Source organism: Pseudonocardia sp. NPDC049635 (genome assembly GCF_040659795.1).
Taxonomy (GTDB): Bacteria; Actinomycetota; Actinomycetes; order Mycobacteriales; family Pseudonocardiaceae; genus Pseudonocardia.
Map to the genome: position 1 here is coordinate 131472 of NZ_JBFAON010000002.1, position 22154 is coordinate 153625.

20 protein-coding genes and 1 pseudogene are annotated in these 22154 nt (G+C 73.2%); 9 read left to right on the forward strand and 12 right to left on the reverse strand.

The genetic code is table 11. The features are described 5' to 3' along the window. Positions 1-16: 16 nt before the first annotated feature. Positions 17-1141 (forward strand): GuaB3 family IMP dehydrogenase-related protein, encoded by a 1125-nt coding sequence (locus tag AB0J24_RS03355; protein WP_358674716.1) that lies wholly within the window; start codon positions 17-19, stop codon positions 1139-1141. 230 nt (positions 1142-1371) lie between these two features. Here the strand turns inward: AB0J24_RS03355 and AB0J24_RS03360 are convergent, their stop codons facing one another. From AB0J24_RS03360 to AB0J24_RS03370, 3 genes are all read right to left on the reverse strand, one after another. After that, positions 1372-1980 carry a hypothetical protein gene (locus AB0J24_RS03360; protein ID WP_358674719.1) on the reverse strand — a complete coding sequence of 203 codons (609 nt, stop codon included), beginning with the start codon at positions 1978-1980 and terminating at the stop codon, positions 1372-1374. Between the two features lie 138 nt (positions 1981-2118). Next, a complete protein-coding gene (locus AB0J24_RS03365) occupies positions 2119-2328 on the reverse strand; it encodes a hypothetical protein (protein ID WP_358674722.1) in 210 nt (69 codons plus the stop codon). Then, the gene (locus tag AB0J24_RS03370; protein ID WP_358674725.1) at positions 2318-2695 is read right to left on the reverse strand and encodes an NUDIX hydrolase; all 378 of its coding nucleotides are present in this window, start codon (positions 2693-2695) and stop codon (positions 2318-2320) included. The genes AB0J24_RS03365 and AB0J24_RS03370 overlap by 11 nt, the downstream gene beginning before the upstream one ends. 278 nt (positions 2696-2973) lie before the next feature. Here AB0J24_RS03370 and AB0J24_RS03375 point away from each other — a divergent pair, with 278 nt between their 5' ends. Continuing rightward, entirely contained in the window at positions 2974-3408 is a 435-nt protein-coding gene (locus tag AB0J24_RS03375; protein WP_358674728.1) for a hypothetical protein, read from the forward strand. A 16-nt stretch (positions 3409-3424) separates the two neighbouring features. Here AB0J24_RS03375 and AB0J24_RS03380 read toward each other — a convergent pair whose 3' ends face one another. Both AB0J24_RS03380 and AB0J24_RS03385 read right to left on the reverse strand, forming a co-directional pair. Beyond that, positions 3425-4219 carry an ABC transporter permease gene (locus AB0J24_RS03380; RefSeq protein ID WP_358674731.1) on the reverse strand — a complete coding sequence of 265 codons (795 nt, stop codon included), beginning with the start codon at positions 4217-4219 and terminating at the stop codon, positions 3425-3427. 2 nt (positions 4220-4221) lie between these two features. Then, positions 4222-5223 (reverse strand): ATP-binding cassette domain-containing protein, encoded by a 1002-nt coding sequence (locus AB0J24_RS03385; protein ID WP_358674734.1) that lies wholly within the window; start codon positions 5221-5223, stop codon positions 4222-4224. Between the two features lie 81 nt (positions 5224-5304). Between AB0J24_RS03385 and AB0J24_RS03390 the strand changes: the two genes are divergently transcribed. Both AB0J24_RS03390 and guaA read left to right on the forward strand, forming a co-directional pair. Beyond that, positions 5305-6057 carry a TetR/AcrR family transcriptional regulator C-terminal domain-containing protein gene (locus tag AB0J24_RS03390; RefSeq protein WP_358674737.1) on the forward strand — a complete coding sequence of 251 codons (753 nt, stop codon included), beginning with the start codon at positions 5305-5307 and terminating at the stop codon, positions 6055-6057. A 257-nt stretch (positions 6058-6314) separates the two neighbouring features. After that, entirely contained in the window at positions 6315-7865 is a 1551-nt protein-coding gene (guaA, locus tag AB0J24_RS03395; RefSeq protein WP_358674740.1) for a glutamine-hydrolyzing GMP synthase, read from the forward strand. Positions 7866-8009: 144 nt separating this feature from the next. On the opposite strand, the gene AB0J24_RS03400 is transcribed toward guaA, so the two are convergent. Together AB0J24_RS03400 and AB0J24_RS03405 are read right to left on the reverse strand one after the other, a co-directional pair. Then, positions 8010-8240, reverse strand: coding sequence for a hypothetical protein (locus tag AB0J24_RS03400; RefSeq protein WP_358674743.1), 231 nt, complete (start codon positions 8238-8240; stop codon positions 8010-8012). Continuing rightward, positions 8233-9507, reverse strand: a complete 1275-nt coding sequence (locus tag AB0J24_RS03405) for a PspC domain-containing protein (RefSeq protein WP_358674745.1) — start codon at positions 9505-9507, stop codon at positions 8233-8235. Before AB0J24_RS03405 ends, AB0J24_RS03400 begins: the two co-directional genes overlap by 8 nt. A gap of 397 nt (positions 9508-9904) precedes the next feature. Between AB0J24_RS03405 and AB0J24_RS03410 the strand changes: the two genes are divergently transcribed. Beyond that, entirely contained in the window at positions 9905-11212 is a 1308-nt protein-coding gene (locus AB0J24_RS03410; protein ID WP_358675409.1) for a PspC domain-containing protein, read from the forward strand. Beyond that, on the forward strand, positions 11209-11883 hold the full coding sequence (locus AB0J24_RS03415; protein ID WP_358674748.1) for a response regulator transcription factor: 675 nt from the start codon (positions 11209-11211) through the stop codon (positions 11881-11883). Before AB0J24_RS03410 ends, AB0J24_RS03415 begins: the two co-directional genes overlap by 4 nt. A gap of 67 nt (positions 11884-11950) precedes the next feature. Here AB0J24_RS03415 and AB0J24_RS03420 read toward each other — a convergent pair whose 3' ends face one another. Both AB0J24_RS03420 and AB0J24_RS03425 read right to left on the reverse strand, forming a co-directional pair. Beyond that, positions 11951-13357, reverse strand: a complete 1407-nt coding sequence (locus AB0J24_RS03420; RefSeq protein WP_358674752.1) for a hypothetical protein — start codon at positions 13355-13357, stop codon at positions 11951-11953. Between the two features lie 386 nt (positions 13358-13743). Beyond that, positions 13744-14043, reverse strand: a pseudogene (locus AB0J24_RS03425) (chorismate mutase); the annotation flags it as partial. Positions 14044-14434: 391 nt separating this feature from the next. Between AB0J24_RS03425 and pcrA the strand changes: the two are divergent. After that, positions 14435-16825 carry a DNA helicase PcrA gene (gene pcrA, locus AB0J24_RS03430; protein ID WP_358674755.1) on the forward strand — a complete coding sequence of 797 codons (2391 nt, stop codon included), beginning with the start codon at positions 14435-14437 and terminating at the stop codon, positions 16823-16825. Positions 16826-16833: 8 nt separating this feature from the next. On the opposite strand, the gene AB0J24_RS03435 is transcribed toward pcrA, so the two are convergent. From AB0J24_RS03435 to AB0J24_RS03445, 3 genes are all read right to left on the reverse strand, one after another. Continuing rightward, positions 16834-17439 carry a DUF1707 domain-containing protein gene (locus tag AB0J24_RS03435; RefSeq protein WP_358674758.1) on the reverse strand — a complete coding sequence of 202 codons (606 nt, stop codon included), beginning with the start codon at positions 17437-17439 and terminating at the stop codon, positions 16834-16836. Positions 17440-17507: 68 nt separating this feature from the next. Further along, positions 17508-18350, reverse strand: coding sequence for a M23 family metallopeptidase (locus AB0J24_RS03440; RefSeq protein ID WP_358674761.1), 843 nt, complete (start codon positions 18348-18350; stop codon positions 17508-17510). Between the two features lie 309 nt (positions 18351-18659). Beyond that, a complete protein-coding gene (locus AB0J24_RS03445; protein WP_358674765.1) occupies positions 18660-19661 on the reverse strand; it encodes an alpha/beta fold hydrolase in 1002 nt (333 codons plus the stop codon). A 252-nt stretch (positions 19662-19913) separates the two neighbouring features. On the opposite strand from AB0J24_RS03445, the gene sucC reads away from it, so the two are divergent. Both sucC and sucD read left to right on the forward strand, forming a co-directional pair. Next, positions 19914-21104: an ADP-forming succinate--CoA ligase subunit beta gene (gene sucC, locus AB0J24_RS03450; protein ID WP_358674768.1), complete on the forward strand. Its 1191-nt coding sequence runs from the start codon at positions 19914-19916 to the stop codon at positions 21102-21104. A gap of 3 nt (positions 21105-21107) precedes the next feature. After that, complete coding sequence (sucD, locus tag AB0J24_RS03455) at positions 21108-21995, forward strand: succinate--CoA ligase subunit alpha (RefSeq protein WP_344029052.1); 888 nt, start codon at positions 21108-21110, stop codon at positions 21993-21995. Positions 21996-22154 lie beyond the last annotated feature (159 nt).

Below are 22154 nucleotides of genomic sequence, written 5' to 3' on the forward strand. Positions count from 1 at the left end.
CGCTTAGGGTGTGTCCGTGCGTGACCTCGTGGAGATCGGGATGGGCCGGGAGGCCCGTCGTGCGTACGACCTCGGCCAGATCGAGATCGTGCCGTCGCGGCGGACCCGCAGCTCCAAGGCGGTGTCGACGGCCTGGCAGCTGGACGCCTACCGGTTCGACATCCCGCTGGTGACCCACCCGACCGACGCGGTGGTCTCGCCGTCGTCGGCGGTGCGGGTCAGCGAGCTGGGCGGGCTGGCGGTACTGAACGCCGAGGGCCTCTGGGCCCGGCACGGCGACGCCGACGGCGCGCTGGCCAAGGTGGTGGAGGCCGCCACCGGGGACGAGCCCGAGACGGCTCAGGCGCTGCTGCAGGAGCTGCACCAGGCGCCGATCCGGGAGGACCTGATCGCGGAGGCGCTGCGGCCCCTGCGCGACGGCGCGCACACGGTGGCCGCCCGGGTCAGCCCGCAACGGGCCCGCGAGCTCACCCCCGCGCTGCTCGCCGCAGGGGTCGAGGTGCTCGTGGTGCAGGGCACCATCGTCTCGGCCGAGCACGTCTCCGACGGTGAGCCGCTGAACCTGAAGGACTTCATCGCCGACCTGGACGTGCCGGTCGTCGCCGGCGGGGTCGGCGACTACCGCACCGCGCTGCACCTGATGCGCACCGGTGCGGCCGGCGTCATCGTCGGGTACGGCCAGTCCACCGGGACCACCACCGACGAGGTGCTGGGGGTGGGCGTGCCGATGGCGACCGCGATCGTCGACGCCGCCGCCGCCCGCCGCGACTACCTGGACGAGACCGGCGGCCGGTACGTGCACGTGATCGCCGACGGCGGCATCGGCACCTCCGGCGACATCGCCCGTGCGGTCGCCTGCGGGGCCGACGCGGTGATGCTCGGCGAGCAGCTGGCGGAGTCCGCCGAGGCCCCGGCCGGCGGCCTCTACTGGACCTCGTCGGCGGCGCACCCGTCGTTGCCGCGTTCGGAGGTGACCGGCCTCGGCCGGTCCGGGCGGACGCTGGAGCAGGTCCTGTTCGGGCCGACCGACAGCCCGTACGGCACGACGAACCTGTTCGGTGCGCTGCGCCGGGCGATGGCCAAGACCGGCTACTCCGACCTCAAGGAGTTCCAGCGGGTCGGGCTGAACCTGCGGACGTAGTCGACCCGCCCTGAACTGCGCCGACGAGCCCGCCGGTGCCGGTCACGTGGCCGCTGTCGCGGTCGTGTGGTCGCAGTAGCGGATGGGCGCTGGATCGGCGCGACGGGCGGCCAGCGATCCGGCCGGGGACGGGCTGGGCAGATCACCGCCAGCCTTGGTCGGCGGCGTGAGGAGGCTCGCGGCTCTCCACCGTGCCGTGCAGGAGTACGTCGTGGGTCTCGGCCCGGCGGTCACTCGGGGCGAGTCACTGCACTCAGGAACTGGTGGTTGACGAAGAGGACCTCTCGGCCGACCTTCACGTCGCGGAGAAGGCCCGCCTCGACCAGGGCGTGCAGCCAGGAGGAGGCGGTCTGGCGCGAGACGTCGCACCGGACTGCGACAACGTTGATGCGACAGTAGGGCTGCTCGGACAGCACGGCCAGGAACTGCGCGTCCCGTCCCCCGGGGTGGCAGCACGAGCACGCTCGGCGATGTCCTCCTGACACGTGCGGATGGCTCCGATCTTTCGTGTCGTCGACACTGCGGACTCGCGGACGACGTCGAGCATGTAGAGCACCCACTCGATCCAGGCGCCGTCCGCTGTCACGGCTCGCAGGAGCCGGTAGTAGTCGTTCTTGCGGGCGATGACGGCGCGTGAGAGATGGCGGGTGGATGGCCCCGAACTGGTAGTGGCACACCGCCATACGCACCAGCGGATCGAGATCGTCGTCAGCGTGGACGAAACGCTCCCAGGCCGAGAGCTTGTCGCGAATGACGTCCGCGCCCTCGGGCGGTGCGCACACGATCTCCCGTGTGGCCGGGTTGGCGATGCGTGTGCCGGGCACCGCACGAACGGCCATCTCCCGGCCCTGCAGCTCGGAGCATATTCGAGCAGCAGTCACAGACGTGAGCGGCCGGTCCCTGATCGGCTCCACCTTCAACTCATCCGCGTCACGCGTTAAGAATCTCCGATGAACTTGACACGTTGGTCGGACGTGTCAGGTCTCGCGACGTGTCCACGTGACGCGTCGCCCCGCTGAGCCGGTGGTCGCTGCCCGCACCCCGGCCTCGATGATCCCTCGCTTCCGCCATCGCGCCCAGAAGCCCTTCGCCTCGTCGGCGACCGCGGGCTCGAGCGTCGCCGACGAGTCACCGCCCGCCGACGGGCCGCTGTTGACGATGTTGATCGTGCCCTTCTCAGCCCGCACCGAGGTGATCGCGGACCGGACCGAACAGGTCAGGCATCAGCTCGTCCAGCTCGACCGGCGAGACCCACCGCACCTCGACCAGCTCGTCCGGCGCCGCGACCGGGTCCTGGTCGTCTACCGGGCGGCAGGCTACGTAGATCAACAGCCGTCCGGTCCGTGGGTGCCGGCGTCGCCCGATCTCGGCGACGACATCGACGGCGATACCGGTCTCCTCGGCGGTCTCCCGCACCGCGGTGTCGGCCGCGGTCTCGCCCCGCTCGACCTTCCCGCCGACGAACACCCACGGTGGGACGCCGTCGGCGCGGCGGCCGACCAGGACGCCGCGCGTGCCGCGGACCACGGCGACCGCTACCAGTTGCTCGTCCACGACAGCGAGTAGATCAGCACCACCACGTGCGGGCACAGTAGCCGCCGGTCAGCGCTCCGTCGGGCATGGTGACGTCGTCACCGCCGTCGACGTACACATCGACGTCGCTGCCGGTGGGCGGCGTGTACGCCGGGCCGCCGCACTCGCGCCCGGACGGCGGGTTCGCCGCATGCTCCAGGTCCTTCGCGTAGCTGAACCTGCGGACCTGATCCCACGGCCCGGCCGGTCGGTGGGTGCATGATGGTCGACGAGCCGTCACCCAGGTCGAGGAGGACCCGATGAGCCGACCCACCGCCGGAGCTGCCATGGGCGGCGGCCGCGCGTTCGTCGACGCCACCGGCACCCCGGTGCCGCTGCGCGGGCCGGTGCAGCGGGTCGTGGCGACCGATCCGGAGGTCGGTGCGCTGCTGGTCGAACTGGGCGCCCGGGTGGTCGGCTGCGCCGGGCCGCTCGAGGGCGTCGAGCCCGTCGGCGCCGAACGCGCGCCCGATCCGCAGGCCGTCTCCGCACTGCGGCCGGACGCGATCGTCACCGGACTGCGCGACGGCCGGCACGATCTCGCCGATCCCGCCGTGCTGGGGCGGTTGCGCCGGGCCGCACCGGTCGTCGCGGTCGACCTGGCCCGCCGCGCCGCCACCGCCGCCGACCTGCGTGCCCTGCTGGGGCCGGTCAGCCCGCCGCCGCACCGCTCCCGCGGGCGGCACGAGGACTGACCGGCGCGCTCGCTGCTCAGGCGGTGGCGCCCCGGACGGAGCGGACGCCGACGACCAGGCCGACCGCGGCCGTCGCGATCGCCGCGAGCAGACCCCAGAGCACCGAGACGTCGGTGACGGTCCCGGCGAACAGGGTCCGCTCCGCCTCCACGATGTAGGTGAGCGGGTTGAGCCGGGACGCGACCTGCATCCACTCCGGGCCGGTCTCCAGGGGGAGCATCATCCCGGAGAGGATCAGCAGCGGGAACAGCAGCGACTGCTGCACCGCCCAGAAGATCCACTCCGTCCGGCGGGCGGCGATCGCCAGCGCGTAGGACAGCGCGCCGACGCCGACCCCGAAGATCCCCAGGATCACCAGGCCGCCGAGCACGTGCAACGGGTACAGCACGAACCCGAACGGCACCGCGACCAGCACGACGATGGCGGCCTGCACGACCAGCGGGGTCAGCTCCTTGAGCGCCCGGCCGACCATCAGCGACGCCCGGCTCAGCGGTGTCGCCAGCATCCGCTCGAAGGCGCCGGTCATGATCTCGAACTGCAGGTTCGAGCCGGTCATCGAGGTCCCGAACATTGTGATCATCACGACCACGCCGGGCAGGAACCACTGCAGCGACGAGCCGCCGAACGCACCGGTGTCCCCGGCGATCCCGGAGAGCAGCGGGCCGAACAGCCCGAGGAAGACCAGTGGCTGCAGCAGCGAGAAGATCAGCGAGAACGGGTCCCGCACGATGGTCAGCGTCTCCCGCCACCAGACGTTGCCGATGTCGGTGAGCACACCGGTGGAGCGGGGACCGGCCGTGGCGACGGTCATCGTCAGGACTCTCCTTCACGCAGGCTGCGACCGGTCAGGTGCAGGAAGACGTCGTCGAGGGTGGGGCGGCGGGACTCCGCGGCGGTGACGTCGATCCCGGCGTCGCGCAGGTGTGCGAGCAGGACCGGCAGGGCGTGCGCGGCGGCCGGGACGCCGACGGTCAGCGCGCACCCGTCGGGCACGACCCGTTCCTCGATCTGCGGTTCGGGAGCCGGTGCTCCGGGGGCGCCGGTGAGCACCGGGGCGAGCGCCCGGGTGAGCACGGTGCGCGCGGCGGGGCGGTCCTCGGGGGCGACGGTGACCGTCAGCCGGTCACCCGCCTGCTCGCTCTTCAGCCGTTCCGCGGTGTCGTCGGCGATGATCCGGCCGTGGTCGATGACGACGACGCGCTCGGCCATCGCGTCGGCCTCGTCGAGGTAGTGCGTGGTCAGCACGATCGTGGTGCCGTGCTCGGCGCGGATCCGCAGGATGTGCTCCCACAGGTTCGCCCGGTTCTGCGGGTCCATCCCGGTGGAGGGCTCGTCGAGGAACAGCAGCCGGGGGGAGTGGACCAGGCCGAGCGCGATGTCCAGGCGGCGTTTCTGCCCGCCGGAGAGCGAACCGGCCTTGCGCATCCCCAGCTTCGCGAGGTCGAGGGTGTGCAGCAGGCGTTCGGTGCTCGCGGCGGACTCGGCCCTGGTCATGCCGTAGAAGCGCCCCTGCAGGAGCAGTTCGTCGCGGACCCGGTAGTTGTAGCCGGCACCGGCCTTCTGCCCGATGTAACCGATCCGCCGCCGGACCTCGGCGGGGTGGGTCGTGACGTCCGCACCGGCGACCTCGGCGCGCCCGGAGGTAGGTGGCAGCAGGCTGGTGAGCATCCGCAGCGTCGTCGACTTGCCGGCGCCGTTCGGGCCGAGGAAGGCGACCAGCTCGCCCTCGCCGACGTCGAGATCGATGCCGCGGACCGCCTCGACGGTCTCCTGACCGACCCGGAAGTGCCGGGTCAGCGATTCGGTGTGGATCACCGGTAGCCTTTCGTCGTACGGCGTACTGAGTTAGCGGGGGCTAGAGTACGCCGTACGGGGATTCCATGCCAGGGAGATGTCGTGACCGAGCCGGACCAGTGGGGCACGCCCGAGGGGCAGGCGATGATCGAGCTGCTCTGGGACCCGCCGCCGCCCCCGCGCCGCGGACCCCGCCAGCGGCTGACGCTCGGTCAGGTCGTCGACGCGGGCATGGCCGTCGCCGCCCGCTCGGTCGACGAGCTGTCCATGCGCAAGGTCGCCCAGGAGCTGGGTGTCGGCACGATGAGCCTCTACACCTACGTGCCCGGCCGCGACGAGCTGTTCGAGCTGATGGTCGACCGGGCGTGGGGGATGCGCAAGTTCCCGGAGCGCGACCTGCCGTGGCGGGCGCAGGCCGAGTTCCACGCCCACGAGGCGTGGCGTATGTACCGCGAGCACCCGTGGCTGATCAGCTCGAACCTGTGGCGGATGCCGCTGGGCCCGCACGTCCTCGACGTCCAGGAGGACCTCTACCGTGCGGTCCTGCTGACCGGGCTGGACGCGGTGACCGTGGTGCGCTCGGCAGGCCTGGTCGAGTCGCACGTGTTCGGCGCGGCCCGCGCGAAGATCACCGACACCTCGGTCGCCGCCCGGACCGGCGTCACCCAGGACGACTACTACGCGGCCCGGGCCGGTTTCTGGGGCACCTACTTCAGCGAGGAACGGTTCCCCAGCATGTTGACGTTGTGGAACGCGGGCGGGTTCGACGCCGAGAACCCGGACGGGGACTGGGAGTTCGGCCTGGCCCTGATCCTGGACGGCATCGAGCGGCTCGCGGACGGGGTGCGGGGCTGAGGCTCAGCCCGGTGCCCAGCGCTGGTGGTCGTCGCGCCACCCCGAACCCGGCCTCCCGGCTCAGGTGGAACGAGGCGTCGGACGCCGCCCGGATGTACGCGAGCCCCGCGGGGCCCGCGTCGGCGGCGCAGCGCCGCGTGTGCTCCGCGCAGAGCAGGCGCCCGCGGGGGCCTGCGAGCAACTGCTCCGGCGTGATCGTCACGGGACCGGACGGTACGGCCGCCGGGTGGCCCGTGTCGCGTCGTTACCCTGGTCGGGTGCAGACCCCGACCGTCCTCGTCGTGGACTACGGCGCCCAGTACGCGCAGCTCATCGCCCGCCGGGTGCGGGAGGCCGACGTGTACTCCGAGATCGTCCCGGCGTCCACGCCGGTCTCCGAGATCGTGGCCCGCGAGCCGGCCGCGGTGATCCTCTCCGGCGGCCCGGCGAGCGTGTACGCCGAGGGTGCCCCCACGCTCGATCCGGCGCTGTTCGACACCGGCATCCCGGTGTTCGGCATGTGCTACGGCTTCCAGGCGATGGCCCGCGCGCTCGGTGGCGAGGTCGCGCACGACGGCACCCGTGAGTACGGCCGCACCGAGATCACACTGTCCGGCACGGCCGGTGTGCTGCACGAGGGCCTGCCGGCCCGGCACCCGGTCTGGATGAGCCACGGTGACTCGGTGACCGCCGCGCCTGCGGGTTTCACCGTGACCGCGTCCTCGGACCGGGTCGCCGTCGCCGCGTTCGAGGACACCGGGCGCAGGCTGGCCGGTGTCCAGTACCACCCGGAGGTCGGCCACTCGCCGCACGGGCAGCAGGTGCTGCGCCGGTTCCTGCACGACGTCGCGGGCATCACCCCGACCTGGACGACGGCCTCGATCATCGACGAGACCGTCGAGGCGATCCGGGAGCGGATCGGTGACGGCCGCGCCATCTGCGGGCTCTCCGGCGGGGTCGACTCCGCGGTCGCCGCCGCGCTCGTCCAGCGGGCCATCGGCGACCGGCTGACCTGTGTGTTCGTCGACCACGGATTGATGCGGTCCGGCGAGCGCGAACAGGTCGAGTCCGACTTCGTCGCCGCGACCGGGGCGAAGCTGCACATCGCGGAGGCCGCCGACCGGTTCCTGTCCGCGCTGGCCGGGGTCACCGACCCGGAGGAGAAGCGCAAGATCATCGGCCGGGAGTTCATCCGGGTCTTCGAGACCGCCACGGCCGAGGTGCTGGCGCAGGAGAAGGTCGACTTCCTGGTCCAGGGCACGCTCTACCCCGACGTCGTGGAGTCGGGCGGGGGCGACGGGACGGCGGTGATCAAGAGCCACCACAACGTCGGCGGCCTGCCCGACGACATCGAGTTCTCCCTGGTCGAGCCGCTGCGCGCGCTGTTCAAGGACGAGGTCCGCTCGGTCGGCGCCGAACTGGGCCTGCCCGAGGTGATCGTGGGGCGCCAGCCGTTCCCCGGGCCGGGCCTGGGCATCCGGATCCTCGGCGAGGTCACCCGGGACCGCTTGGAGGTCCTGCGCGCCGCCGACGCGATCGTCCGCGACGAGCTCACCGCGGCCGGCCTGGACCACGAGATCTGGCAGTGCCCGGTGGTGCTGCTCGCCGACGTCCGCAGCGTCGGGGTGCAGGGCGACGGCCGCACCTACGGGCACCCGATCGTGCTCCGCCCGGTCAGCTCGGAGGACGCGATGACCGCGGACTGGACCCGGCTGCCCTACGAGGTGCTGGAGCGGATCTCCACCCGGATCACCAACGAGGTGCCCGAGGTGAACCGGGTGGTGCTCGATGTGACGAGCAAGCCCCCGGGCACCATCGAGTGGGAGTGACGTGATGCGGGGCGGGGCCGGTCACCCGGCCCCGCCCCGGCCCGCCCGGGTCCAGCGGCGCTCGACCCCCGTCGGAGCCGCGACCTCGCGGGCGGAACGGACGTCGGCGGCGCTCCCCAGCCCGCCGACACCCGTCGTCTCCCCTTAGTCGTCCGTGGCGCCCCGGGAGTTACGCACACTCGCGACCAGGAACGCGATCCCGGCGACGACGGCGGTCCCGGCGAGCAGCCAGCGGACGTCCACGACCTCCCACGGGCCGGTCCCGGTGAGCCCGGCGGCCGCGACCAGCAGCGACAGCAGGCCCGCGACCAGGGCGACCGCGTCGGGCCGGGTCCGCCTGCGGCCGTCCTGGCAGGTACCGCTCCGGTCAGCCACGCTGCACCTCCACCGCTCCCATCTCGGCCCGCAGGTCGAGCTCCAGTACCCGCCCGCCGGGGCCGTCCGGCCCGGGATCGATGACCTCGAGCCGGGCGTCCTGCCCGGTCCGGGACTGCCCGTCGATCGTCACATCGCCCCAGCCCGCGGAACCGCGGACGACGAGATCGGCGTCGTCGGGGACGCGGACCGTCACCGCTCCGGCCCCCACCTCGGCCCGGGTCCGCACCGGGTCCTCGGCGCCGGGTGCGGCGGTGAGATCGAGCCCGGTCAGGTCCAGGTCGATGCTGCCGGTGCCGCGCCGGTACTCCGGTGCGAGCTGGGCGGCGGTCACCGGGGCGTCCACGATCGGCCCCATCCCGCCGCGGACCGCCCAGCCGTCCGGGCCGAGTGCACCGTTCAGCAGGGTCGCCAGCCAGGTGGCGATCGCGAGCAGCACCGCGAACGGCACGAGCCAGCGCCCGGCCCTGCGGAACGCGCCCACCAGCAGCCCGATGCCGACGACGGCCAGCGCGGCCCCGGGTACGGCGGACGGCGGCAGCGCACCGGGTGCGGCCAGCACGACGACACCGACCATGCCCGCGGCGACCAGCGCGACCGCGAGGGTCACCGGGGTCAGCTTGGAACGCGGCCGCGGTGGCGGAGCGGGCTCGGGGCCGGGCTCGGGCAGGTCCCAGGCGAACGGCGCGACGCCGAGCGGGTCCCACGCCGGTGGCGTGCGCACCGGTCCGGCGGGCCCGCCCGGGACGGCGGACCGGTCGGGAGCGTGCCCGGCGAGCTGCACGGTCGTTGCGCCCGCCGGGCCCACCCAGGGCACCGGTGGCGTCGGGGTGAGCGCGGCGGCACGGCCGCCGGGGCGCGCCCCGCGGGTCACGTGCACCGCGACCAGCAGACCCACCGTGACGATCGTGGCGATCAACCGGTCCACCGGCATCACCAGCGGGATCGCCAGCAGCGCCGCGAGCCCCAGCAGTACCGCGGCCAGCGCCGATGTCGATCCGCGTTGCGGTGGCGGACCCCCCGGCCGCCCCGCGTCCGGGAGCACCGCGCACCCGGCGAGGTAGAGCGGCAACCCCGGTCCGGTGATCGCCGCGACGACGAAACCGACCCGTACCAGCGTCGGATCGAGCTCGTAGCGGCGGGCCAGCGCCGCGGCGACCCCGGCCAGTTTCCGGTCGTCGCGCGGCCGGAGCGGCCGTGACTCCCACATGTCTCGCAGGGTGTCGGTGCCCTGCAACCCCGTCCCCGGGGCCCCCGATCCGGTCATGACCGTCACTCTGCCCGTTCGGGGGACCCCGGTGTCTCCGGGACAACCCCGAGGCGACCCCGGAACCGGACCGGAGGGCGGGGCGCCCCGGGCATGTGACGATGGACGGGTGAACAGCCCGAACCCGCGCACCGGGAGCCCGCCCGCGACGGTCGCGCGCGCACCGGACGCGGCGACCGGGAGGCAACCGGAGCCGTCCCCGGAGCAGCCCTCGGAGCCGGCCGGGCTCCGGACCGCCCCGGCGGACACGGCCACCCCCACCGGTGGCACTGCGTCGACCGGCACTGCGTCGACCGGCACTGCGTCGACCGGCACTGCGTCGACCGGCACTGCGTTCACGGACACTGCGTCGACCGCAGCGGCTCCGCCCGGGACCGGTCCGGATGGCCCCGGCCCGATCGGCGCGGCCCCGACCGGCGCGGCCGCGTCCGGAACCGGTCCGAGTGGTGCCGCCCCGGGGCCGACCGCCCGGTCCGCGGTCCCGCTCACCCGGCGGCGCACCGGGCGGCTGCTCGGCGGCGTCGCGGGCGGGGTGGCCGACCACGTGGGCGTCGACGTGCGATGGGTGCGGGCGGCGTTCGTGGTCCTGACCTTCCTGGGCTGGGCCGGGGTGCTGGCCTACGGCCTGCTCTGGGTGTTCGTCCGGCAGGAGGACGACCCGGTCGAGCGCACGGTGACCCGCTCCGAACGGCTGCAGGCGGCCGGGTTGCTCACCCTCGGTCTCGGGCTGTCGCTGGTCGCAGCGACCTCCGGGTCGTCGGTGCTCGGCTGGATCGCCGGACCGCTCGGGCTCGCGACGGTGGGTGCCGCCGTCGTCTGGCGGGAGGCCGACGAGGCACAGCGCAGGCGGTGGGCCCGCGACGCCCGCACCCGGGTCGTCGGCGGGCGGGCCGCACTGCTGCGCACGCTGCTCGGGGCGAGCCTGGTGCTGACCGGTCTGGCGGTGTTCCTGGTCGGGAACCTCGATCTCGGTCAGGTCCGGTTCGGGATCCTGGCCGCGGTCGCCACGCTGCTGGGTGTCGCGGTGCTGACCGTGCCCTGGTGGGTGCGGCTGGTCCGTGACCTGGGCGAGGAACGTCGTGCCCGGGCGGTCGAGGCGGAGCGGGTGGAGATCGCAGCGCACCTGCACGACTCGGTCCTGCAGACGCTCGCCCTGATCCAGCGGCAGGCCGGTGACTCCCGTGAGGTGCAGCGGCTGGCCCGCGGCCAGGAGCGGGAGCTGCGGGCCTGGCTGTACGGGCCGGGCGGCCGGGCCCGGGGTGGAGACGGCAGTGCGGCGGCGATCGACACGACGCTGTCCGCGGCGATCGCCCGCGCAGCGGGCGAGGTCGAGGACACCTACGCCGTGACGGTCGGGCCGGTCCTGGTCGGCGACGCCGAGCTGAACGGCGACCTGCGAGCGCTGGTGCTCGCGGCCCGCGAGGCGATGGTGAACGCGGCGAAGCACTCGGGCTGCTCGGAGGTCGACGTCTACGTCGAGGTGGAGCCGGGCGAGGACGACCAGCCGGGGACCGCGGAGGTGTTCGTCCGGGACCGCGGGCGCGGCTTCGACCCGGACGCGGTGGACGGTGACCGGCACGGCCTCGCCGACTCGGTGCACGAACGGATGCGACGGCACGGCGGTACGGTCCGGATCCGTACCGGTGCGGGTGAGGGTACGGAGGTGCGGCTGTCGATGCCGCTGGGGGAGAGGGAGACGGCATGAGCGACGACGGCGGTCCGGTCCGGGTCTACCTGGTCGACGACCACGCCCTGTTCCGGTCCGGGGTGCGCGCCGAGCTGGAGCGCGGCGACGGCCGGGCGCCGGTGGTCGAGGTGGTCGGCGAGGCGGGCTCGGTGGACGAGGCGGTCGCCGGTATCGGGCACCTGACCCCGGACGTCGTGCTGCTCGACGTGCACATGCCGGGTGGTGGTGGAGCGGAGATCCTGCGCCGGGCCCGGGCGGCGGGTACCGAGTCGGTGTTCCTGGCGCTGTCGGTGTCCGACGCGGCCGAGGACGTCATCAGCGTGATCCGGGCCGGTGCCCGCGGTTACGTCACCAAGACCATCTCCGGCCACGACCTGTCGGACGCGGTGCGCCGGGTGCGGGCCGGGGACGCGGTCTTCTCACCGCGGCTCGCCGGTTTCGTGCTGGACGCCTTCTCCGACCGCCCCGGCGCCGCGCCGCCGGTCGATCCGGAGGTGGATCAGCTCACCAGGCGGGAGCGGGACGTGCTACGGCTGCTGGCCAGGGGATATGCGTACAAGGAGATCGCCGGTGAGCTCTTCATCTCGGTGAAGACGGTCGAGACGCACGTGTCCAGCGTGCTGCGCAAGACCCAGACGTCGAACCGGCACGAGCTGTCGCGTTGGGCGACCGACCGCAGGCTGGTGTGAGCGGGCCGTCGTGACACCGACGGCCCCGGACCAGCTGGTCCGGGGCCGTTCGGGGTACGGGTCGTGCTCAGCCGCCGAGCAGCGAGCCGACGCCCTCGGTCACACCGCCGAGCGCGCCACCGACCGGTTCGGTGACTCCGGAGAGCACACTGCCGACCGGCTCGGTGACCGCGCCCAGGGTCGCACCGACCGGCTTCGTGACGGCCTGCAGCGGCTGAGTGGCCTCGCTGCCCGAACCCGCGCGGGCCGAGCCCCCGTCGGAGCCGTCACGTGCTCCACGGGAGCGGTCGGAGCCGTCGCCGGAACCCTGCTTCGCGGAGGTGTCCAGCAGGCTGGTCACCGGGGCGGCGGCCTCGAGCACCGGCCCGGTGAGCGGCTCGGTGGCGCTCAGCACCGGCTCGGTGATCGGGGAGAGCGCGCCCAGGACCGGGGTGGTGACCGGCTCCAGGGTGTCGGTGAGCGGCCTCGTCACCGGCTGGACCGCCTCGGTCACCGGGGTGACGGCAGCGGTGACCGGGCTCAGGGTGCTCCCGAGGGTCTCGCCGACCGGTGCCGCGGCCTGCGCGACCGGGGCGACCACGCCGCCCACCGTCGATCCGACCGGGCGGGCGACCTCGGTGACGTCCTGCACCGGGCCGGTGCTGGTGCCGCCCTGGCCCGGACCGGGCGCGGTGAGCGGCTCGATCAGGTTCGTCGCGGGCGGCCGAGACGGGTTGTTGAGCGCCGCGACGAGCGGAACCGCGCCGATCGGCGAACCGGTGGCGGTGGAGCCGGTCCCCGGGTCAGCGGTGCTCGTGGAGGGCGACGCCGGCGACAGGACCCCCGGCAACAGCCCGGCGCCCCGGCCGGCCGGTTCGGGGGTGCGCTGCACGGGCACCGCCGCGGCGGCGCTCGGGCCGGAGCCGGTGGAGACCTGGCGCACCGTGCCCGCGGCGGTGGACACACCGGCCTGCTGGGGGAACGCGACCTCCATCCAGTCGGTCGCACCGGGCGCCGTCGACGGGAGGTTCTCCAGCGGCGACTGCAACGCCACGTTCGCGGGAAGGTACTGGCCGGGCAACGCCTCGGTCTGCGCGCTCGACGGGAGCCCGACCCCGGGGAACAACCCGTCCGCGGCGGCCTGCGCGTCCGACGGGTGCGACGCGGCGCCGTTGTAGATCGCGGCGCCGAGCACCGAGCCGGCGGCGATCAGGGCACCGGCGACGGCGCCAGCGCGCCTGCGCCCGGCCGCGGGGCGCTCGGCCCACTCCTGGGCCGCCGCGGACGCCGGGAGCGGCTGCGGCAGGTCGATGTCGGGCCAGCCGCCGGGTGCACCGGTGGCGGGGACGTCGGCGAGCGCACCGGCGGCCGGGGACCGGCCCTCCCGGCGCAGCAGGTCGCCCACGGAGAGCACGGGACCGGTCAGCGGGCCTGCCTCGTGGCGGTGTTCGCGCGCACCTGCGCTGTGCCTGGCCAGCAGTTCGGCGACGCTCACTACCTCACGGTGCCCGGTGGCGCCAGGGGCGCTGGGGAGCGGAGCACCGGCGGGGGTGTCGGTCACGGCCGCACGTCCTCCTTCGGTCTTGTCGACCAGGGAAGATGTACCGGAAGAGAGGCCGTGTCCCAAGTGGTGACCCTCCGTTCGTCGCAGGTAGCTCGTTAGGGTGATTCCCGTTCATCGGGCGTATCCAACCGCTCGTCCTGCTCGTTGAGGTCGCAGGCAACCTGTGTGTGACGGGCTAGGGTCGGAAGTCCCAGGTCGGTCACCCGGCGCGTTCGGAATCGGTCACGGAGCGGGTACGCCGGGTGAATCTGCGAGCGGTTGTGATCTGGCCCGTCGACACGCCGGGGGCGGGACGCCCGACGGGCGCCGGGGAGCGTTCAGCGCCCGCCGAGCCGTCCGCGCCCGAGGCGCAGCAGCATCATCGCGAGTTCCCGGCCCTCGGCACCGAGCGCGTCGAACCGGTCGAGCACTGCCATCTCGCGGCTGTACACGATCCGCGGCCCGCCCGCCGCCATCCGGGCGGCCCCGATCCGCTTCGAGACCTCGGTGCGTCGCAGGATCGCGTCCAGGATCTCGGCGTCGAGGCGGTCGATCTCGGCGCGCAGCGCGTCGATCTCGTCGTCGGCCGCGGTGGGCACGAAGTCGGTGGGCCCGGTGTGGGTGGGCCCGGTGTCGGTGGGCGCGGTGTCGGTGGGCCCGGTGTGGGTCGGCCCGGAGCCGGTGCGCGTGGAGTCCGGGCGCCCGGACTCGGTCGGCGCGGAGTCGGTGCGGGACCCGTGCGGGTTGGGGTCGACGGCGGGCATGGGCTCCTCGTCTCGGTCGGTTCGGTGGTCGGGCCCGGGACCGAGGACGCGTGAACGCCCCGGGTCCGCGGACTCCGGGGCGGTGCTGGTGGCTCTGTGCTCAGCCGGCGGGCACAGGGGACGCAGCGGGTACCCGGGTCCGGGACCCGTGGCGAAATCGCCCACCGCCGTACTCGCCGTGCACGGGCGGGAGTGTAGACCACCGGCGGGCACTCCGGCCGCGGGTTCGGGGTTGTCGGGCCCCCGGCGTACCGTGTTCGACACGATGAGTGCGCTGTTCGAACTCCCCGGAACGAGCCAGGGCGGGTCCCCCGCCGAGCCGAAGACCTCGCGTGGCGCTCAGCTGCTGGAGGGTCTCAACGACCGGCAGCGGGAGGCGGTGACCCACGCGGGCTCGCCGCTGCTCATCGTCGCCGGTGCGGGTTCGGGCAAGACCCGGGTCCTCACCCACCGGATCGGCTGGCTGCTCGCCGAGCGCGGCGTGCACCCCGGCGAGATCATGTCGATCACCTTCACCAACAAGGCCGCGGCCGAGATGAAGGAGCGGGTCGACGCGCTGGTCGGGCGCCGCTCCGGCCCGATGTGGGTGTCGACGTTCCACTCGATGTGCGTGCGGATCCTGCGCCGGGAGGCCAAGCACCTGGGGGTGCGCAGCGCCTTCTCGGTCTACGACGCCGACGACACCCGCCGCCTGGTCGGGATCGTCGGCCGGGACCTGGAGCTCGACCCGAAGAAGTTCGCCCCCCGCGCCCTGGCCGCGCAGATCTCGAACCTGAAGAACGAGCTGCTCTCGCCGGACGATGCGGCCGAGCGCGCGGCGAACGACCACGAGCGCCGGATCGCCGAGGTCTACGGCGTCTACCAGGCCCGGCTCCGCCAGGCGAACGCGTTCGACTTCGACGACCTGATCATGGAGACGGTCTCGCTGCTGGACCGGATGCCCGCCGTCGCGGAGTACTACCGGCGCCGGTTCCGGCACGTGCTGGTCGACGAGTACCAGGACACCAACCACGCGCAGTACGAGCTGGTCCGCCAGCTGGTGCTGCCCGCGACGGCGAACGCGTCCCCCGCCGAGCTGTGCGTGGTCGGCGACTCGGACCAGTCGATCTACGCCTTCCGCGGCGCGAACATCCGCAACATCGTCGAGTTCGAGCAGGACTTCCCGGACGCGCGCACCATCCTGCTGGAGCAGAACTACCGCTCCACCCAGACCATCCTCACCGCAGCCAACCGGGTCATCGCCCGGAACCCCGATCGTCGTGACAAGCGGTTGTGGTCCGACGCGGGCGACGGTGAGAAGCTGGTCGGCTACGTCGCCGACAACGAGCACGACGAGGCGTCGTTCGTGGCCAGGGAGATCGACCGGCTGGTCGACTCCGGCGCGTACCGCAACTCCGACATCGCCGTGTTCTACCGGACCAACAACCAGTCCCGGGTCTTCGAGGACGTCTTCCTGCGGGTCGGGCTGCCCTACCGGGTCGTCGGCGGCGTGCGCTTCTACGAGCGCCGCGAGATCCGGGACGCGCTGGCCTACCTGCGGGTGCTGTCCAACCCGGAGGACACGGTCAGTCTGCGCCGCATCCTCAACGTGCCCAAGCGCGGTATCGGTGACCGGGCCGAGGCGGTCGTGGCGGAGTTCGCCGAGCGGGAGCGCACCTCGTTCGCCCGTGCCCTGCGCATCGCGGCCGAGGAGCCGGGGCGGTTGCCGGCGCTGGCCACCCGGTCGCAGCGCAGCATCGCCGGGTTCGTCCGGATGCTCGACGAGCTGGGTGAGCTGGTCGAGCGCGGTGACGGCACCGCCGAGATCCTGGAGGCCGTCTACGGGCGCACCGGGTACACCGACGAGCTGCAGGCCTCCGAGGACCCGCAGGACGGCACCCGGATGGACAACCTCGCCGAGCTGGTCACGGTGGCCCGTGAGTTCGCCGGCGACGCCGCCGTCGCCGACCTGGCCGAGGCGGGTGACGTCCCGGACGGCCCGGACGACGGGGACGAGACCGGCCTCCCCCGGCCGGGTTCCCTCGCGGGGTTCCTGGAGCGGGTCGCGCTGGTCGCCGACGCCGACTCCATCCCGGACGACGACTCCGGCCTGGTCACCCTGATGACCCTGCACACCGCGAAGGGGCTGGAGTTCCCGGTCGTGTTCCTGACCGGCTGGGAGGACGGGATCTTCCCGCACCTGCGCACCCTCGGCGACCCGAAGGAGCTCGCCGAGGAGCGCCGGCTCGCCTACGTCGGCATCACCCGGGCCGAGCAACGGCTCTACCTCTCGCGGGCGATCGTCCGGTCGGCGTTCGGGCAGCCGAGCACCAATCCCGCCTCCCGGTTCCTGGACGAGATCCCGCCGGAGCTCGTCGACTGGCGGCGCACCGAGGAGCAGCTGGTGTCGGAGCGACCCGCCGCCCCGGTGGGCCGGTTCGGGTTCGGTCGCCGCTCCGGCTCCGACCGCGGCGACTGGAAGGTGCCCGAGCGCAGCCTGAACAACCAGTCCTTGCAGCTCGACGTCGGCGACCGGGTCAATCACGACAAGTACGGCCTGGGCACGGTGGTCGCCTCCGACGGGTCGGGCCCGCGGGCGACCGTGACGATCGACTTCGGCAGCGGCGGCACGGTCCGACTGATGTTGATCGGCGGCGTGCCGATGCAGAAGCTGTAGCCGCCGGATCAGTCGTCGTCGTCCGGATCGGCTGCGGCCTCGCTACGGGTGAGGACCTCGGTGCTGCCGAACGCGCCGGTCACGTCGACCTGGACGGTCTGCCCGCCGGTGTTCGCGCACGCCGACTCGCAGTCCACCGAGCCGAACACCTTCCAGCCGCCCACCGTGACCTGCGCGTCGTCGGGCACGACGACCCGGACCGAGCCGAACAGCACCCCCATCTCGACCCGGTCGCGGTCCTCGGCGACGCCGACCGTGCGGCTGCCGAAGACGACGGTGCCGTCCTCTCCGCCCAACAGGTGTGAGCCGCCCCACAGCGCGGCAGCGACCAGCGCGATCGTGGTGAGCGTTCCGCCTGCTGCACGCGCCCATTCCAGGCCGATCTCGCGGGCGCGCGACGTGGTGGGTTCCGCGCCTGCGCCCCGGGCGGGCGCCCGATCCGCTGGGAGGTCCTCGGTCAGGCCGCTGAGTTCGGAGTGCAGCCGCGCCGCCCACGCCCGGGCCGACCGCTCCTCGTACTCCTGGAGCGTCAGGCGTCCCTCACCGTGTGCACGTTGCAGGCGGTCGTCGACCGCCCGCCGTTCGGCGTCACCGATCCGGTAGTCGTCCCCCACCCCCGACATCCTGTCGGGTCCGGCGCGGCGATGAGAAGCCGGGGCCTGCGACGGAGTGGGCGCCGAGCTCAGGCGTCCCGGCTGCGGGTGGCACCGCTGATGTCGATCCCGCGCTCGGCGAGCCAGGGCAGCGGGTCGGTCTTGGTGCCGTCCGCTTCCCACACCTCCAGGTGCAGGTGCGGTCCGGTGGACTGGCCACGGTTGCCGACCTCGGCGATCTCCTCGCCCGCCCGGACCTGCTGGCCGATCTCCACCATCGAGCGGTTGATGTGCCCGTAGACGGTGGCGGTCCCGTCGTAGTGCCGGAGCACGACCCACAGTCCGAACCCGCTGGCCGGGCCGGACTCCTCGACGACGCCGTCGGTGAGCGCGAAGATCGGCGTACCGATCGGGGCGGCCAGGTCGACACCGTAGTGCTGGACACCCCAGCGGGCGCCGAAACCGGAGGTGAACCGGCCCGAGGTCGGCATCACGAACGGATCGCCGTCGTACACGACCGCCTTGGGCGCACCCTGCGACATCGCGGTGGACAGCGCGCGCTCGACCTGGGCGGCCTGCTCGCCGAGCCGGGCCGCCTTGGTGAGGTTCTCCACGTCGACCGCGGCGGCCTGCGCGAGGTCGGGCAGCGACGAGGGAGCGGCCAGCTGCTCACCGCCGATCGCCGAGGTGATCGCGGGGGCGGCGGTGTCGGCGGGCTCGGCGGTCACCGGGAGCATCGCCGAGGCGGCGATCCGCTCGTAGGACTCCTCCACCGAGGGTGCGCCCGCCAGTGCGGGGATGCCGAGGGTGCCCGCGACGGTCTGGCCGGCGGCGACCAGAGCGCCGCCCGCTGCGGCGGCGACCGTGACCCGGGTGCGCGAGATCGTCGGCGGTGGCGCCGGGAGCCGGTGACCGCCCGCGGTGACCGGCACACGGGGGAGCGTGCCGGGCCGGAGCTCCGGTCGGATGGCGCCGCTGGGGGAGCGGTGGCGCGCCAAGACCTGCCCTTCTGGTGTTCAGGGCGCCACGGGCCGCTCGCCGGTGGTCGTCGGAGTGGGGACTCCGCGGGGGTGGCGCCGTTCGGGGGTGGGCGCCGACCATCGTGATCGGTCCGTGACGTGGACGACGAGACGGTAACCCGCGGATCGCGGCGTGGCAACGGCGCGCGACCAGCCGGTCGCGGACGGTCGGAGATCATCGGCGACCGGTCGGGCGGGTGCGGGGAACCGCGCCCCGCGCCGTCAGGAGGCGGGTGCGCCGCGCCGGTCGGACAGCCCCGTGTCCGACGACTGGGGAGCCCACCGCCCGGCCGGGCGCAGCGACCCGCGCAGGCGGCGGTCGCGTACCCGGTCGTGCTCGCGCCGCTCCCGTTCGCCGCGGGCCAGCGTGCTCGCCACCCAGTGCACCGTGCGCCGGTCGATCGGCAGCGAGAGGTGCCCGACGTCGTCGAGCCCCAGCTCCTGCACGTCGAGATCGGGATGGCGCAACCGGGAGTTGCGCTGCGGGAGGATGATCTCGTCCATCCGTGACCACACCACGAGGAAGCGGGTCCGGCAGCCGGGTGCCGGCTCGGCCAGCTCGCGCAGCACGTCCGAGCCGGGCCGCAGCTGGCGGCACAGCGCGGTCGGCGCGAGCAGGGCGAGGTTGCTGCCGGAGTGCGGGCTGCCCAGCGTCACCACGGTGTCGACGACGGCGTCGCCGCCCATCCGCTGCACGTAGTAGCGGGCGATGACGCCGCCCAGCGAATGCCCGACGACGTGCACCTTGTCCGAGCCGGTCGCCGCGCGCAGTCGTTCGACATGGTGGTGCAGCTCGTGCGCCGCAGTGCGCAGGTCCCCGGTGAGCAGGCTGTAGTTGATGGCGTTCACCACACCGAACCCGCGGCGGCGCAGCTCGTGCGCGAAGACGGTGAACACCGACCGGTTGTCCATGATGCCGTGGATCAGCAGGATGGGCGTGCCCGCCGCGGTCGGGTCGGCGACCACCAGGCTGCGCTTGACCGGGGGGAGACTGTCGGTGCGGTAGTGGCCGTGCGGGCGGACCGTCTCCTCCACCAGCCCGACCGGGTAGAGGGCGATGTGCGCGGTGAGCCAGGCCCACTCCACGGCGAGTCCGCGCAGGCCGGCCGGTGAGGTGAAGGTGCGCAGCGCGTACCCGGCTGCCTGCGTGAGGTCGGAGGCCAGGGCCGGGACCCGGGCGGCCAACGCGCGCAGGCGCCGCCGACCGGGTAGCGCCATCGCCATGATCGAACGATAGGTCAGTGGCGTGTGTCTCACCAGCCGCAGAACGGTCAGAACTGACCGCGATCCGCTCGCCCGCGGTCACGGGTGACTGCTCTTGCGGGGTGACAGCTGTCACCAGCCCCAGGTCAGGACGGGTGCGGCCGGTCTGGTTAGGCTCCCCGACGCAGCACGACCGACGTCCGCGACCGCTGCCGCCTCCCAGTGCGGGGCGCATCCGGGAATCCGGGTCGCGCCGGTCGCGACGAGAGCGAAGTGGAGCGGGAGAGCCGAGTGGACCTGTACGAGTACCAGGCGAAGGATCTCTTCGCCGCGCACGGAGTCCCGGTGCTGCCGGGCAGGACCGTGGACAACGCCGCCGACGCGGCGGCCGCGGCGGCCGAGCTGGGCACCGCGGTCGTGGTGAAGGCTCAGGTCAAGACCGGTGGCCGGGGCAAGGCCGGCGGCGTCAAGCTCGCCGAGAACCCGGACGAGGCCAAGGAGAAGGCCGAGGCCATCCTGGGCCTCGACATCAAGGGTCACACCGTGCACCAGGTGCTGGTGACCGAGGCCAGCGACATCGCCGAGGAGTACTACTTCTCGTTCCTGCTGGACCGGTCGAACCGCACCTTCCTGGCCATGTGCTCGGCCGAGGGCGGCATGGAGATCGAGCAGCTGGCCGTCGAGCGGCCGGACGCGCTGGCCCGGATCCCGATCGACCCGATCGCCGGGGTCGACAAGGCCAAGGCCGACGAGATCGTCGCCGCGGGCAAGATCCCGGCCGCGGTGGCCGACGAGGCCGCGAACGTCATCGTGAAGCTGTGGGAGACCTTCGTCTCCGAGGACGCGACGCTGGTCGAGGTCAACCCGCTGGTCCGGGACCCGCAGGACCGGGTGATCGCCCTCGACGGCAAGGTCACCCTCGACGAGAACGCCGACTTCCGGCACCCGGCACACGCCGAGCTGGTCGACGAGCGCACCGAGAACCCGCTGGAGGCGAAGGCGAAGGCCAAGGGCCTTAACTACGTCAAGCTCGAGGGCGGCCAGGTCGGCATCATCGGCAACGGCGCGGGTCTGGTCATGAGCACCCTGGACGTCGTCGCCTACGCCGGCGAGGCGCACGGCGGGGTGAAGCCCGCCAACTTCCTCGACATCGGCGGCGGCGCCTCGGCGCAGGTCATGGCCGACGGTCTGGACGTCATCCTGGGCGACGACGAGGTCAAGAGTGTCTTCGTCAACGTCTTCGGCGGCATCACCGCCTGTGACGCGGTCGCCAACGGCATCGTCGAGGCGCTGAAGATCCTCGGCGACGAGGCCACCAAGCCGCTGGTCGTCCGCCTGGACGGCAACAACGTCGACGAGGGCCGCCAGATCCTCGCCGACGCGAACCACCCGCTCGTGACCGTGGTGGGCACGATGGACGATGCGGCAGCCAAGGCCGCCGAGCTCGCGAACGCTGGAGCCTGAGACATGTCGATCTTCCTCAACGAGAACAGCAAGGTCATCGTCCAGGGCATCACCGGCGGTGAGGGCACCAAGCACGCCACCAAGATGCTGGCCTCCGGCACGAACATCGTGGGCGGCGTGAACGCCCGCAAGGCCGGGACCACGCACACGGTGGGCGACAAGGACGTCCACGTGTTCGGCACGGTCGAGGAGGCGATCAAGGAGACCGGCGCCGACGTGTCGGTCCTGTTCGTCCCGCCGAAGTTCGCCAAGGACGCTGTCATCGAGGCGATCGACGCGGAGATCCCGCTCGCGGTCGTCATCACCGAGGGCATCCCGGTGCACGACTCGGCGTACTTCTGGGCGCACGCGGTCGCGAAGGGCAACAGGACCCGGATCATCGGCCCGAACTGCCCCGGCATCATCTCGCCCGGCAAGTCGAACGCGGGCATCATCCCGGCCAACATCGCGGGCCCGGGCAAGATCGGTCTGGTGTCGAAGTCCGGCACGCTGACCTACCAGATGATGTTCGAGCTGCGCGAGTTCGGCTTCTCGACCGCCATCGGCATCGGCGGCGACCCGGTCATCGGGACCACGCACATCGACGCCCTCGAGGCGTTCGAGGCGGACCCGGAGACCGAGGCCATCGTGATGATCGGTGAGATCGGCGGGGACGCCGAGGAGCGCGCCGCCGACTTCATCAAGGCCAACGTCACGAAGCCGGTCGCCGGCTACGTGGCGGGCTTCACCGCCCCGGAGGGCAAGACGATGGGCCACGCCGGCGCCATCGTCTCCGGTTCGGCCGGCACCGCGCAGGCGAAGAAGGAGGCCCTCGAGGCGGCCGGGGTGAAGGTCGGCAAGACGCCGTCGGAGACCGCCGCCCTGATGAAGGAGATCCTCTCCTCGAAGTAGGTCGGCATCCTCCACGCACGCGCGGGCCCCGGGATCGCTTCCCGGGGCCCGCGCGTTCGCGTGGTGCCCTCACCCGACCGTGGGACCCGATCGGCTAGCGTGCGAGCGAGTAGTCCTGTCGCCGACGCCGCGCCCGTCGCGGCCCGCTGGAGTAGCCGT

Coding starts and splice junctions, on each gene's coding strand:
- AB0J24_RS03405 (WP_358674745.1), bottom strand. CDS start 9,507: ATGACCGGATCGGGGGCCCCGGGGACGGGGTTGCAGGGCACCGACACC.
- AB0J24_RS03380 (WP_358674731.1), bottom strand. CDS start 4,219: ATGACCGTCGCCACGGCCGGTCCCCGCTCCACCGGTGTGCTCACCGAC.
- pcrA (WP_358674755.1), top strand. CDS start 14,435: ATGAGTGCGCTGTTCGAACTCCCCGGAACGAGCCAGGGCGGGTCCCCC.
- AB0J24_RS03415 (WP_358674748.1), top strand. CDS start 11,209: ATGAGCGACGACGGCGGTCCGGTCCGGGTCTACCTGGTCGACGACCAC.
- AB0J24_RS03360 (WP_358674719.1), bottom strand. CDS start 1,980: ATGGCCGTTCGTGCGGTGCCCGGCACACGCATCGCCAACCCGGCCACA.
- AB0J24_RS03375 (WP_358674728.1), top strand. CDS start 2,974: ATGAGCCGACCCACCGCCGGAGCTGCCATGGGCGGCGGCCGCGCGTTC.
- AB0J24_RS03445 (WP_358674765.1), bottom strand. CDS start 19,661: ATGGCGATGGCGCTACCCGGTCGGCGGCGCCTGCGCGCGTTGGCCGCC.
- sucD (WP_344029052.1), top strand. CDS start 21,108: ATGTCGATCTTCCTCAACGAGAACAGCAAGGTCATCGTCCAGGGCATC.